The sequence below is a fragment of the Pseudoalteromonas sp. CNAT2-18.1 genome (assembly GCF_022347865.1).
Lineage (GTDB): Bacteria > Pseudomonadota > Gammaproteobacteria > Enterobacterales > Alteromonadaceae > Pseudoalteromonas > Pseudoalteromonas ruthenica.
The window spans coordinates 99,372-112,147 of the sequence record NZ_JAKRFR010000006.1; the positions used below are offsets into that span (position 1 = coordinate 99,372).

Here is a 12,776-nt window from a genome sequence, read left to right on the forward strand (position 1 = left end):
ACAAGCAAGCTAGCCGCTTGGATGGCTAGCTTGCTGTATCATCTCGGTGTTTTCGTCAATCTTTGTTGACGTTCTCGGTCGTCTGCTCGTTTTCACGCTTATCTAAGCGCGTCAATCGGGCAGCTAAGCGTTTTGCTGTCGCTCGCAATAAAGATGGCTTGGCTTCCAGCTTCGGTAATGGCCGACACAGCTCCATCGCCTTATAGCCAATGCGTGCAGTCAACACTCCGGCGCTGAGGCCTTGGGCAGCACGAGTTGATAATACACTCAATAACTTAGTGCCAAACGCCGTGGCGGCGAGATCGGCAAGCAACTCGGTCGAACCGACAAAGAGCATTTGCTTAACCAAGCTGCGGTAAAGCCGAACACGACTCATGTAGCCCAGTGCCAAGCCATAATTATCCGCAAGGGTATCGACCAGTTTCAGTCCGCGCCACAACACCGCAAGCATATCCACCACTGCTAATGGGCTGACACTGACTAGCACCGCTGATTCAACGGCGTAGCGATTGATAATCTGCTTAGCCTGTTCATCTTGGCGCACCAGCAAGGTGTCGCGATACAACTCCATCACTTCGCGGTCACTTAAGTGCTCGGCAATTTGCCCTTTAAATTGTGCAAAGTCCGCATGGTTTTGAATACGGTTAACGCTCTCTAGCCAAGGCAGCGCTTGGCCGATTTGTTCACTCGCCAACAACCGTTGAGCTTGTTGTTGATGATGGCGATTAACTTTGAGGCGCTTCAAATTGACCAGCTCACGCCATAGCAATCGGCCAATTAACAACACTGCTAGCCCTATAACACTGCTATATAACGCGCCAAGCCATACAGAGGCTTGAAAGCTCGCAACAATACTCAGCACGGTTTCAACGATAATGAGGGTTAACAACAGCCAAGCAAACAGCCTTTTCAATAGCGAGCGTTTACCACGCTGGCACCCCAATTCCTCATCCAGTGTTGATTCCAGCTCGCTTCCCTGCGCCAAGTCGAAATCATCCTCCTCTTGCGGCCCGTCATTACGAGCAACCACTTTAGCGGGCTCTAACTGAGATGCAGATTGCTGCTGCGACTGGCCCTCAAAACGCCGCGCTCCGGCTAAATTAACTGGCTCACTCATGTCAGCTTATCCCCCAATAAAAATTCCAGCGCATGATCCATACGCATATGTCGCAAGCGTCCGTCGCTGTGCGGCCAAGGGGCAAAATCGATATAGTCAAATCCCTGCTGTGGCCATTGCTGTGCAGTCAAACGGTGTCGCGGTGGCTGCGGTGGCAAATAGGTGAGCCACTGCGACTCATGCAGCGGTTTACCATAGACGCAATGCAAACTTTGCCCTTTTTCCACCACTTGCTTGCCCTGTGTTGCGCACACAGCGGCCATCGCCATGGTGTCCACTTCAACCCCAGAAAAGGTCAAGCTATTGGCTTTTTCTTTAACAATATCGTGCAACAGTAGCGCCAAGTCTTGATGGTAATTAGCTCCAACTTGGTCTGCTTTATTGGCGATAAACAGCAGCTTATCAATGTTGGGACTGAACAGTCGGCGCAGCACATTGCTCTTACCGTAATCAAAAAAAGACAGCAACTCGGTGATTGCCTCGGCTTGCTCATCGAATATGTCCGGACCCAGCTTTAGCGCTCGCAATAAGTCCACAAGCACCACTTGACGGTCAAAATGGCAAAAATAGTCTTTATAAAAAGGCTTAACGACTTGTGCTTTATAGGCTTCAAAGCGTGCCTCAAGCTGCTGATATTGAGTATGCTGCTCACCCTGCTTAGGCGCATGGCAAGGGAAAAAAGATAAAAGCGGCGCGCCCTCTAACTCCCCGGGGATCAACATCCGCCCCGGTTGCAAGTTAGCGGCGTGGGCATGAGCCTTAATATTCACTAAGGCTTGTTTGTATAACTCACTGAGCTCTTTTAAGCGTACTTCATCGACCTCTGCATTGGCGTCAAACTCATGCAGTGCAGTCATAAAGTCCTGTGCATGCTCTGATCTCGCGGCCTTGTTGAGCATCGTTAACTGACGTTCACACCAAGTGGGATAATCCATGTTCAACATGGGTAAATCCATTAGCCACTCACCTGGGTAATCAATAAGATCAATGGTTAGTGTAGCGCTATCACCAAATTGTGCCCGTAACCCCTGCTTGGGGCGGTAGCGCATGGCGAGGCGCAAAGTATTAATTCGTTGCGTTGACTCTGGCCAGGCCGGCGGTTGCTGATTCAACGCCGCCATCGCTTGACGATATGCGAAAGTCGGGATATTCAGCGCTTTTTGTGGCACCGGTTGTGTGGCTATGTGGCGCCCCTCGCGAACAACACGAAAAAAAGGCATGTTTTGTTCGCTCGCTTGCTCTGATAGCTGGTGCACTAAAGCTGTGATAAAGGCTGTTTTTCCACTGCCTGACAATCCTGTAACCGCCAGGGTGATATGGCTATCTAAGGTACGCTTTAAAGTCTTTTTGGCTCTGTCTTTGAGCTTATCAAGGCGTGAGTACGACAAATTAACTCCTTGTTTAAATACCCTTACATACAAACGCAGGCAACCAGCTAATAATGACTAGCTGGTTGCAATGCGCCTGAGGGCTTTATAGCTTATTAATTTCTCTGTCTACCGTGAAGGTCGGCGAAGTGACATGAGTCTCCATATGCTGAATACGGTTGTCTAACTCACCTAAATACTCCTTCAATTCTTTAAGAGCCTTACGCGGAGGCTCACCCTTTTGCCACACTTTGGCTTTCACCTCACCGACATGGGCGCTCTTACTACTGGGCGCTGTTTGCTCTGCGGCTGGCTTTTTCTCTAATATAAGCCAAGCGGCAATGTAGGCGACGATAAATAAGGGTCCCCCGGCCAACAACACGGCGGAGATGAAAATAATGCGTACCAACCACAACTCAAAATTAAAGTAGTCGCTGACCCCTGCACATACGCCGCCTAGCTTGCCGCGTTCGGGGTTGCGATATAATTCGCGTTTGCCACTCATACCTTACTCCTCCACTGCGGGGACTCCTGGTCGAGCAAGGTCTCTAAGGTATTGATGCGCTCTGCCATTTTCTCTGCTTTATTAGCCAGCTCAACCAGTTGACGGTGCTCGTGTTCACTTAACCCTTGGCTTACCTGTTTTTTACTGCGGTAATGTAATATCAGCCACAACGGCGCCACAAAAATCAAAAATATGACAATCGGTGGTAATAACATATCAAAATCAAACATAATCCTCTCCTGCCTTGTTGTTATGGTGCGCCATCGTGTGGCTAGGGCCGCGTACGACCCTTCACCTTATACATTATTATTCTGCTTTATCGGTTTTGCCCATTTTTGCTTTCAAGGCTGAGAGTTCATCGTCAATTTTCTCGTCCTTTTCTAGCTGCTCGATTTCATCAGACAGCGACTTCTGACCTAACTCATAGGATTCTACCTGAGCCTCGAGGCCATCAATTTTTGTCTCGTAACGCTCGAACTTATCCAGTGCATCTTGCACCTTGTCACCATCAAGTGTCTTTTTCACATCTAGACGCGATTGCACTGAACGCTGACGAAGAACAATGGCTTTTTGGCGCGCTTTAGCGTCGCTGAGCTTCTCTTGCAAGGTGCTGATCTCTTGTTGCAACTTGTTGATGTGCTCGTCTACATGTTCAAGCTCACGCTCAAGTGAGTCTTTCGCTTCGGTACACTTGCTCTTTTCTAGTAGTGCAGCGCGTGCTAAATCGTCGCGGTCTTTAGATAAGGCTAGCTCAGCCTTCTCTTGCCACTGCTCGGTTTGCTTGTTCAATGTTTCTAAACGGCGGCTGAGCTCTTTTTTCTCTGCGAGTGTTTTCGCCGATGTCGAGCGCACCTCCACAAGTGTGTCTTCCATCTCTTGGATGATTAAACGCACCATCTTTTCTGGGTCTTCTGCTTTATCTAAAATAGCATTGATATTCGAGTTTACGATATCTGCAAAACGTGAAAAAATTCCCATAATCTTTACCTCGGATGTTGAAGTCTTTGTTGACTACTCTACGTATTATCAAGTTGCTTGCCAACTTTAAAACTACACAAAAAACTTAATTTATTCATTAAGTTACTTTATATTCACCAAATCACTTTCTTATCTTTAAATAATGAAATACACTAAGCTTTAGCAAAAATAACTAAGAGTTAGTGTAAATGAGCCAGTTCCGCAAAAAAGACGATTTACTGGGCCAATCCGATAGCTTTTTAGAGGTGCTCGATCAGGTCTCCCAATTGGCCCCCCTTGATAAGCCGGTGCTAGTCATTGGTGAGCGCGGTACCGGTAAAGAGCTTATCGCTGCACGGTTACATTATCTATCTGGGCGTTGGGATCAAACCTATGTCAGTCTTAACTGCGCTGCACTCAATGAGAATTTGCTTGAAAGTGAGCTTTTCGGTCATGAAAGTGGCGCCTTTACTGGTGCCAGTAAACGTCATGAAGGACGTTTTGAGCGCGCCAACGGCGGCACATTATTTTTAGACGAACTCGCAAATACCCCCGCAGCGGTCCAAGAAAAGCTGCTTCGGGTAATTGAATATGGCGAGTTTGAGCGCGTTGGAGGTCGGGCACCAATAAAAGTTGATACACGACTTATTTGCGCCACCAATGAAGACTTACCCAGCCTTGCCGATGCCGGCGAGTTTCGACACGACTTGCTGGACCGTCTCGCCTTTGACGTAATTACGCTCCCTCCGCTGCGTGAGCGCCAAGAAGATATTTTGCTGCTAGCCGAGCATTTCGCCATTAACATGGCACGTAACCTGGGGTGGGAGTTATTCAGTGGTTTCACTACCCGAGCCAAGGCGGCTCTGCTGGATTATGACTGGCCGGGGAATGTCCGTGAGCTGAAAAATGTGATAGAGCGCAGCTTGTATCGCCATGGCAATGAAAGCCTCGCTGTGCATACGATTAATTTGGACCCCTTTGCCAGCCCCTATCGGCCTAAGACATTGAGCACTCGCAAACCTGCGATGGCCGTCAATGAGCAGCCACTACTCAGTGACTCAGAGCAGCCTCAAGTGGTACCCGCAGAGCCGGCGAAAAACAACCAACGAATGAACTTCCCGTGCGATTTAAAACAACTCTCCAGCGACTACGAAACAGAACTGTTGCGCCAAGCGCTGGAATTTAGCCAATTTAATCAAAAGAAAACTGCACAATTGCTTGGTTTAACGTATCATCAGCTAAGAGGATATTTGAAAAAATACAACTTACTTGATTCGCAGCAAAAACAAGAGGCTTAGCCTGTGTACACACGGTTGTTAGGCATTGCCATGGTGCTCTTAATGGGGTGCCAAGACGAAGACACGCAGTATGCACCTATGGAAGGCATGGTTTATTGTGCTGAGGCCAACCCTGTCTCTTTTAATCCGCAAGTAACGACCACCGGTTCAACTATCGATCTGATCGCTAAACAGTTGTACAACCGCTTACTACGTATTGATCCTATCACTGGTGAATTTATCCCCGAGTTGGCGACCAGTTGGGAAATTAGCGATGATGGCACGGAAGTGACGTTTAACCTGCGCGAAGATGTAAAATTTCATACCACCCGTTACTTTACACCCAGCCGTAATTTTAACGCCGATGATGTGGTATTCACCTTTAGTCGCTTATTCGACGTATACAACCCCTATCACTTCGTTGGTGAAGCCAGCTACCCATATTTTCAGAGTGTCGGTCTTGATCAGCTTATTCGCAACATTCGCAAAGACTCACCATACCAAGTTACATTTGAGTTGTTTAACCCCGAAAGTAGCTTTTTAGCGAATCTGGCTACAGACTTCGCGGTGATCACCTCGCAAGAGTATGCAATGACTTTGATGGCCAACGAGCAGATGGATTTGTTTGACCAGCTACCTGTGGGCACCGGCCCGTTTGTTTATCGTGAATACCAACGCGACAGACTGATCCGCTACTATTCACACCCCGAGTACTGGGAACACCAAGTAAACCTCGATCAGTTGGTATTTGATATTACTCCTAATGGCACGACACGCATTGCCAAGCTTTTAACCAAAGAATGCGATGTCACCCCACACCCAAGTGCGACCCAATCAAGCGTTCTGCGCCAACGCGACGATATTGAGTTGGAACAACAAGATAACCTTAACGTGGGCTATTGGGCCTTTAATACTGAACGCGTGCCTTTTAATAATCCACAAGTACGCCGGGCATTAGCCCATGCCATTAATGTCGACAAAATTATGCAGGCGGTCTATTACGGCCAAGGCGTGAAAGCGGCTTCAATGTTACCGCCCATTAGTTGGGCTTATCAGCAGCAATCTAATTTGCCCCAATACGACCCAGAAAAGGCTCGAGAGATGCTCAGTGCCGCTGGTTATGAAAATGGCTTTGATATGACCATTTGGGCCATGCCGGTAAGCCGTATTTATAACCCCAATGCGCGCAAAATGGCAGAGCTGATGCAAAGTGACCTGCGTGCAATTGGTGTTAACGTGCGTATTGTCGAGTATGAATGGAATACCTTTTTACAGCGCGTAGGCGAGCATCGCCATGATAGTGTGTTGTTGGGATGGGCCGCTGACACCCCGGACCCAGACAATTTCTTTAGCCCACTACTGAGCTGCGCCGCCACTTACAGCGGTAAGAACCCGGCCAACTGGTGTAATCCCGAATTTGATATGCTCCTGACGCAGGCGTTAGACACCACAGAGCAAGCGCAGCGACAACAGTTTTACCACCAGGCGCAACAGATGATAGCGAAACAGCTACCCCTATTTCCGCTGGCTCATGGTAAGCGCTCGCAAGCTCGTGACAGCCAAGTAAAAGGGATCAGCCTCAGCCCCTTTGGTGGCATATCCTTAGCCCACGCGAGTAAAAAGCCATGATGTTAGAGTTCGCCTTACGCCGGGTTTCGTTGCTGATTTTTATGCTTTTTACGCTGAGTGTGTTTACCTTCTCATTGGGCTACCTGTTCCCCGGTGACCCGCTAACGAACTTTAGTGGTATTGAAACTGCAGGCTTTTCGCAAACAGCGCAATTACAGCAGCAATACCATATGGATGATGGCTATGTAACGCAGTATTTTGCGTTTTTAGGACGCATTATGCAGGGCGACTGGGGGTTATCTTTTGCTTCCGGCGATGGTGTTTTTGGCCATGTGTTAGATTTAGCTCCTGCGACCTTTGAACTCGCAATTTATGCGCTGTTTGTGTCCGTGTTGGCGGGAGTTCCGGCGGGAGTCATCGCCGCCCTATCACACGGGCGTTGGGGTGATAAGCTCATTAGTGGTTTTACATTAGTCGGTTACTCTGTGCCTATTTTTTGGTTAGCACTGCTGCTTATTATGGTATTTTGCTTACAACTGGGGCTATTCCCTATGTCTGGGCGTATCAGTTTGCTTTACGAGATCCCCGCATACAGTAATTTTATTTTGCTAGATATTATGGTTGCGGGCTTTCCCTATGGCGGCCTCGCTTTTGCCGATGCGCTGCATCATCTGGCATTGCCAACACTGGTGCTGGCGACCTACCCAACCACGGTTTTAATCCGCTTTACCCGCGACTCAATGCTCAACGTGCTTGACCAAAACTATATTAAAACGGCCCGGGCGAAGGGGTTGAGCCGCCGCCAACTTATTTTTCACCATGCGCTTCGCAATGCGTTGTTGCCGGTGATAAAACAAATCGGCCTGCAATTTAGTGCGTTGATCACGTTAGCCATGATCACTGAAGTTATTTTTTCATGGCCTGGCATTGGTCGCTGGTTAATAGACAGTATTTACCAACGTGACTTCCCAGCAATTCAAGGTGGCTTATTGGCAATCTCGGTATTCATTATTTTCGCCACCATTATCACCGAGTTGCTCTACACCCTGCTCGACCCGATTTCACGGAATCAAGCGCATGGCAAAGTTTAAATTATTTACCGAACAGTCTAACGTGTCGCCGCTGTCGCGGTTATGGCGCAAGTTTAAATCTAACCATGTGTCTTTGGTTGGTTTATGGCTCTTTATTGCGCTGGCGGTACTTGCTACCACCGCGCCGTTACTGGCGCCATACGGCATTAACGAGCAACATGCGGATGCGCTATTAATTCCTCCCTCATGGCATGAGGATGGCGATGTACGCTTTATTTTAGGTACCGACGATTTAGGCCGTGATGTGCTTTCACGCCTTATGAATGGTGCGACCTATACCTTCGGCTTATCAATTATTGCAGCTCTGATGACCACCTTGGTGGGCGTATTGGTTGGCACCTTCGCCGGTATGAGCCATGGCCTGCGTGCGAGCTTCCTAAATCACCTGTTAGACATCACCTTATCTATCCCTTCGTTACTACTGGCGATTATCATCATTGCTATACTCGGACCGGGTTTGATGAACACCGTGTGGGCGATTATCTTTGCGCTGTTGCCACAGTTTATCCACTCAGTGCGTAACTTGGTGGTCGAAGAGCTTAATAAAGATTACATCAGCGCATTTCGCCTTGATGGAGCCAGCCGCTGGCAAATCTTAGTGCGGGGCATCTTCCCCAATATTTACGAACGTATTGTGGTTATTTTTACTATGGCGCTGTCATTAGCCATTTTGGACATTGCTGCCTTAGGCTTTTTGAAGCTTGGCGCGCAACCTCCGACAGCTGAGTGGGGAGCTATATTGGCGGAAAACCTAGGCCTAATTTACCTCGCACCATGGACCGTTGCCTTACCGGGGATCCTTTTGTTTTTAGCGGTACTGTCCACCAATCTTGTTGGTGACGGTTTGCGTAATGTACTCAAAGAGCGGCGGGCGGACTGATGCAATTGCTCGATATTCGAAATCTGACCATAGAATTGACGACCTCTGATTCGGTGATTCGTGTGGTAGATAAAGTAAACTTCAGCCTAAAAGAAGGCGAAGTACACGCCTTAATTGGCGAGTCGGGGTCTGGCAAAAGCCTCATTGCCAAGGCCTTAGTGGGTGCGTTAAATAAACGCTGGCGGGTCACTGCCGACCGCATGCACTGGCGCGGCGTTGACTTGATGCGGCTCTCTGATGAAAAGCGACGTAAGTTAGTAAGCCAAGACTTAGCGATGATTTATCAGGAGCCGAGTCGTTGCCTCGATCCCACAGCGAAGATCAGTGACCAAATTGAAGAAAGTATTCCGGCGCGCAACTACACCGGTAATTTATGGCAACGACGCAGAGCTAAACGCCAGCGTGTCAGGGCACTGTTGCACAAGGTGGGCATCAAAGAGCACTCCAAGGTCTTGACTAGTTACCCACATGAGTTGTCAGAAGGCGTGTGCCAAAAGGTGATGATCGCGATGGCCATCGCCCGCTCCCCTAAGCTACTAATTGCCGACGAACCGACCACAGCATTGGAGAGCACCACACGAGCGCAAGTATTTCGACTACTGAAAAGTTTAAATCAACTTAAAAATATGTCGATTCTGATGATCTCTCATGAACTCGAAGAATTGACTGACTGGACGCATGGTATGCATGTGTTGTATTGCGGGCAAATGGTGGAGGCTGGACCGACCAAAAAAGTGTTTGCTCAACCGCGTCACCCTTACACTAAAGCGCTGTTACAGAGCTTGCCCGACTATGATGTTGCACTTGGCCATAAAGAGCCGCTGTTCGCCCTCAAAGGCACCATTCCCACCTTGCAGCATCTACCTATAGGGTGTCGGCTTGGGCCACGCTGTCCTAACGCACAGAAAGCCTGTGTCGTTACTCCTAAGTTAGACAAAGAGCAAGGTCATAGTTATGCCTGTCACTTCCCTTTACATAAACAGGAGCACAGTTGATGCAACCCTTATTGAAAGTACAAGGTTTGGGCAAGCAACTGGCTGTGAGGGCGGGCTTACTGAGCCATAAGAAGGTCAGTTTACTCAAAGATATCTCATTTTGTATTGGTCGCGGCGAAACGTTGGCGGTTATTGGCGAGACGGGTGCAGGAAAAAGTACACTCGCAAAGGTGTTGGCCGGCGCCGATGAGGCCAGTAGCGGCCAGATCATTTTAGAAAGTGATTTAGTGCATGACGGGACTAGTCGCCATGGCGACTGTCGCCACATCCGGTTGATTTTCCAAGACCCAACCACGTCACTCAATCCTGCGCTCACTATCGGCGAGATTTTAGATGACTGTTTGCGCTTAAACACCGAGCTTAGCAGCGAACAAAGACTGGAAAAAATAAAGCAAACATTAGCGAAGGTGGGGCTGCTTGTTGAGCACCGCTTATACTACCCACATATGTTCTCTGGCGGGCAATTGCAGCGCGTCGCACTGGCACGCGCACTGATCCTGGACCCTAAAGTCTTAGTATTGGATGAGGCGCTTTCCTCCCTTGACCCCTCAGTGCGTGCACAGACGGTAAACTTACTGCTAGAGTTACAACGGGAGACAGGGCTAAGTTACGTGTTGATCACCCATCATTTGAGTTTGGTAAAACACATGAGTGATCAGGTGTTAGTGCTGGATCACGGGGAAGTGGTGGAGTATGGGAAAACCGGTGAAATTTTCGGTAATCCCCAATCCAAAACCTGCCAGCGTTTACTGACTTGTTAATGGCTATCAGGCGTGTGATTTGCGCTTTTTACTCACCGGGAAAAGGCGCAGCCAAAAAGCCGCTTCAAACATAAAGCCAAGCACCACAAAAGCGAAAAGCCCGGTGCTATTCCCAGCGCTATATGACGCTATCGCTGCAACAATAAGCGCCATAGCAATTAAAAATCGATATACACCTTTCATACTTCCTCACACTCCTTATTGGGGTTAGTTTCACTGTACTACATTGCTAAGTGTAATTCATGTTCCAACGTTAGTTTTATTATTAGGCGCTGCGCAGAAACAAAAAAGGCGCCGAATAGGCGCCTTTTGCATTCATGTTACTTTATTCTGATTGCCCCTGCTGGCGCATGCGAACCACTTCAGCCTGAGCCTCAAGCGCTTCAATAAAGCTTTGATAGTTTTTGTTTGCCATTTGCATGGTGAGGTTTTGCTTCACTTGCGCATTAACTTCAGTTTCACTCGGAGTGTTAACTGACTTCAACGCAACTAGGGCTATATTGCCATTGTTAAGCTCAACCATATCCACGACAGGCTCATCTTGTGGGTGTGCCAGCTTAAATACCTGCTCTACCAGAGCGGGTGCCACACTGAAGCTGCGACGATTAAGGGCGTCCTCGCTTTGCATTTCAACACCTGCTTGCTGAGCAATGGCGTTAAGGCTGGTGCCGCTTTGTAATTGTACAAACAGCTCTTCACCTTGCTCTTTCGCTTTGGCGGTCGCCTTTTCAGCTATCAGCGTTTGTTTAATTTGTTCGCTCACCTCAGCCAAAGGCTTAGTTGCCGCAGGTTTATGATCAGCGATACGTACCACAATCACGTGCTCATTACCTAAATCCAAAACTTCTGAGTTAACTCTATCTTCCAGTAGCTCTGGCGAGAAGATGGCTGCTTGCACGTTAGCCTCATTCAACGGGGCACTTAGCTGTCCACGGGCTAACCAAGGTGTGGTTTGTACTTGCGCTCCTACCGCAGCAGCAGCGTCTTCTAATGTATCAGCCACCTCAAATGAAAGCTCTGCCAACTCTGTTTGCTGCTCATAGAATAGGTCAGCTTTTTCAACTTTAGCCAGCTCAGTGCGGATGTCTTCTTTTACCTCGGCAAGAGGCTTGGTTTCACCAGGCTGTAGGTCGGTGAGCTTAATAATGTGATAACCGAACTCAGACTCAACAACTTGTGAAAGTTCGCCCACGTTTTGCAAAGCAAACGCTGCTTTTTCAAAATCAGGATCCAGCATATCTCGCTCAATCCAATCTAGATCACCGCCCATTTCCGCGCTGACGATATCGTCTGATTCATTACTAGCCAGCTCGGCGAAATCAGCGCCGTTGTTAAGCTGTGTGAGTAGGTCATTGGCTTTTTGTTCAGCACTGTCCTGATCATCGCCATATTCAACCAAAATATGGGCAACACGGCGCTTTTCAGGCTCTGAATAGTAGGCTTTGTTTTGCTGATAGTAGTCGTTGATTTGCTCGTCTGTGATTGGCTCGGCCAACTCTAAATCATCGGCACTTAGCTCAACATAAGACACTTTCACCTGCTCTGGCGAAAGGAACTGCGCTTGATTTAGGTCGTAGTATTCTTGAACCTCTTCGTCGCTCACTTCTACTTGGGCTTTGTAAGCGTTGTTATCGAGCACTACATAATCAATAGCACGCTGTTGCTGTTGCAGACCCACGGCTTGGCTTAACTCATTACTTAGCGTGAAATCTGTGCCAGCAAGTGCCGAAACAAGTTGTGAACGCGTCATTTCTTCACGCAGGTACTCACGGAAGCCATCTGCTTGATAACCCATTTGGCGGATCACTTGCAGGTAACGGTCATTACTGAACTGACCACCAAACTGGAAAGCTGGGAGTTCTAGAATCGTTTGTTTAACTTGTTCATCGCTAACGCGAAGCCCCATTTCTGCCGCTAACTGTGTTTGTAGTTCTTGCTGTACTAAGCGGTCAGTGACGGATTGACGCACTTGCGCCATATAGCTTGGATCGTTAGCAAGTTGTGCGAAGTATTCGCCAAACTGCTGCTCTAAGCGGGCACGCTCGTTTTCATAGGCACGAGCAAATTCGCGCTGAGTGATCTTAACTCCATTTACCTCAGCCACGGATTGTTCGGTTGATTGGCCTAAATAGCCACCGATCCCTGCTAAAGCAAAAGATAAAATCACCAGCCCTAGAATAATTTTGGCCGCTAAGCCTTGCGAGCCTTCTCTGATTTTTTCTAGCATTTATTTTATCTCTATTTTATTTAACCGCTA

Annotated in this window: 13 protein-coding genes; 6 read left to right on the plus strand and 7 right to left on the minus strand. The window is 48.3% G+C overall.

From position 1 onward, the window contains the following. Positions 1–55 precede the first annotated feature (55 nt). The 5 genes from MHM94_RS14155 to pspA all read right to left on the minus strand — a co-directional run bounded on the left by MHM94_RS14155 (position 56) and on the right by pspA (position 3,967). On the minus strand, positions 56–1,117 hold the full coding sequence (locus MHM94_RS14155) for a TIGR01620 family protein (protein ID WP_235419668.1): 1,062 nt from the start codon (positions 1,115–1,117) through the stop codon (positions 56–58). Continuing rightward, positions 1,114–2,505 carry a YcjX family protein gene (locus MHM94_RS14160; protein WP_022944395.1) on the minus strand — a complete coding sequence of 464 codons (1,392 nt, stop codon included), beginning with the start codon at positions 2,503–2,505 and terminating at the stop codon, positions 1,114–1,116. The genes MHM94_RS14155 and MHM94_RS14160 overlap by 4 nt, the downstream gene beginning before the upstream one ends. A gap of 85 nt (positions 2,506–2,590) precedes the next feature. Beyond that, the gene (pspC, locus tag MHM94_RS14165; RefSeq protein ID WP_022944394.1) at positions 2,591–2,989 is read right to left on the minus strand and encodes an envelope stress response membrane protein PspC; all 399 of its coding nucleotides are present in this window, start codon (positions 2,987–2,989) and stop codon (positions 2,591–2,593) included. Beyond that, a complete protein-coding gene (pspB, locus tag MHM94_RS14170; RefSeq protein WP_022944393.1) occupies positions 2,986–3,219 on the minus strand; it encodes an envelope stress response membrane protein PspB in 234 nt (77 codons plus the stop codon). Before pspB ends, pspC begins: the two co-directional genes overlap by 4 nt. Positions 3,220–3,295: 76 nt before the next feature. Further along, positions 3,296–3,967, minus strand: coding sequence for a phage shock protein PspA (pspA, locus tag MHM94_RS14175; protein ID WP_235419669.1), 672 nt, complete (start codon positions 3,965–3,967; stop codon positions 3,296–3,298). Between the two features lie 188 nt (positions 3,968–4,155). On the opposite strand from pspA, the gene pspF reads away from it, so the two are divergent. From pspF to MHM94_RS14205, 6 genes are read left to right on the plus strand one after another with little or no spacing between them, the layout of a single operon-like run. Continuing rightward, positions 4,156–5,244, plus strand: a complete 1,089-nt coding sequence (gene pspF / locus MHM94_RS14180; protein ID WP_235419670.1) for a phage shock protein operon transcriptional activator — start codon at positions 4,156–4,158, stop codon at positions 5,242–5,244. Positions 5,245–5,274: 30 nt separating this feature from the next. Further along, positions 5,275–6,852, plus strand: coding sequence for an ABC transporter substrate-binding protein (locus tag MHM94_RS14185; protein WP_022944390.1), 1,578 nt, complete (start codon positions 5,275–5,277; stop codon positions 6,850–6,852). After that, positions 6,849–7,883 (plus strand): ABC transporter permease, encoded by a 1,035-nt coding sequence (locus MHM94_RS14190; protein ID WP_235419671.1) that lies wholly within the window; start codon positions 6,849–6,851, stop codon positions 7,881–7,883. The genes MHM94_RS14185 and MHM94_RS14190 overlap by 4 nt, the downstream gene beginning before the upstream one ends. Beyond that, complete coding sequence (locus MHM94_RS14195; protein ID WP_022944388.1) at positions 7,870–8,763, plus strand: ABC transporter permease subunit; 894 nt, start codon at positions 7,870–7,872, stop codon at positions 8,761–8,763. The genes MHM94_RS14190 and MHM94_RS14195 overlap by 14 nt, the downstream gene beginning before the upstream one ends. Further along, positions 8,763–9,758, plus strand: a complete 996-nt coding sequence (locus MHM94_RS14200) for an oligopeptide/dipeptide ABC transporter ATP-binding protein (RefSeq protein WP_235419672.1) — start codon at positions 8,763–8,765, stop codon at positions 9,756–9,758. Before MHM94_RS14195 ends, MHM94_RS14200 begins: the two co-directional genes overlap by 1 nt. Continuing rightward, positions 9,758–10,519 carry an ATP-binding cassette domain-containing protein gene (locus MHM94_RS14205; RefSeq protein WP_022944386.1) on the plus strand — a complete coding sequence of 254 codons (762 nt, stop codon included), beginning with the start codon at positions 9,758–9,760 and terminating at the stop codon, positions 10,517–10,519. The genes MHM94_RS14200 and MHM94_RS14205 overlap by 1 nt, the downstream gene beginning before the upstream one ends. 6 nt (positions 10,520–10,525) lie before the next feature. On the opposite strand, the gene MHM94_RS14210 is transcribed toward MHM94_RS14205, so the two are convergent. Beyond that, positions 10,526–10,702: a hypothetical protein gene (locus tag MHM94_RS14210; protein ID WP_235419673.1), complete on the minus strand. Its 177-nt coding sequence runs from the start codon at positions 10,700–10,702 to the stop codon at positions 10,526–10,528. Positions 10,703–10,844: 142 nt separating this feature from the next. Continuing rightward, positions 10,845–12,746, minus strand: a complete 1,902-nt coding sequence (gene ppiD / locus MHM94_RS14215) for a peptidylprolyl isomerase (RefSeq protein ID WP_235419674.1) — start codon at positions 12,744–12,746, stop codon at positions 10,845–10,847. Positions 12,747–12,776 lie beyond the last annotated feature (30 nt).

Coding starts and splice junctions, on each gene's coding strand:
- pspA (WP_235419669.1), bottom strand. CDS start 3,967: ATGGGAATTTTTTCACGTTTTGCAGATATCGTAAACTCGAATATCAAT.
- MHM94_RS14185 (WP_022944390.1), top strand. CDS start 5,275: ATGGTGCTCTTAATGGGGTGCCAAGACGAAGACACGCAGTATGCACCT.
- MHM94_RS14200 (WP_235419672.1), top strand. CDS start 8,763: ATGCAATTGCTCGATATTCGAAATCTGACCATAGAATTGACGACCTCT.
- MHM94_RS14190 (WP_235419671.1), top strand. CDS start 6,849: ATGATGTTAGAGTTCGCCTTACGCCGGGTTTCGTTGCTGATTTTTATG.
- pspC (WP_022944394.1), bottom strand. CDS start 2,989: ATGAGTGGCAAACGCGAATTATATCGCAACCCCGAACGCGGCAAGCTA.
- MHM94_RS14155 (WP_235419668.1), bottom strand. CDS start 1,117: ATGAGTGAGCCAGTTAATTTAGCCGGAGCGCGGCGTTTTGAGGGCCAG.
- MHM94_RS14210 (WP_235419673.1), bottom strand. CDS start 10,702: ATGAAAGGTGTATATCGATTTTTAATTGCTATGGCGCTTATTGTTGCA.
- pspB (WP_022944393.1), bottom strand. CDS start 3,219: ATGTTTGATTTTGATATGTTATTACCACCGATTGTCATATTTTTGATT.
- MHM94_RS14195 (WP_022944388.1), top strand. CDS start 7,870: ATGGCAAAGTTTAAATTATTTACCGAACAGTCTAACGTGTCGCCGCTG.
- MHM94_RS14205 (WP_022944386.1), top strand. CDS start 9,758: ATGCAACCCTTATTGAAAGTACAAGGTTTGGGCAAGCAACTGGCTGTG.
- ppiD (WP_235419674.1), bottom strand. CDS start 12,746: ATGCTAGAAAAAATCAGAGAAGGCTCGCAAGGCTTAGCGGCCAAAATT.
- pspF (WP_235419670.1), top strand. CDS start 4,156: ATGAGCCAGTTCCGCAAAAAAGACGATTTACTGGGCCAATCCGATAGC.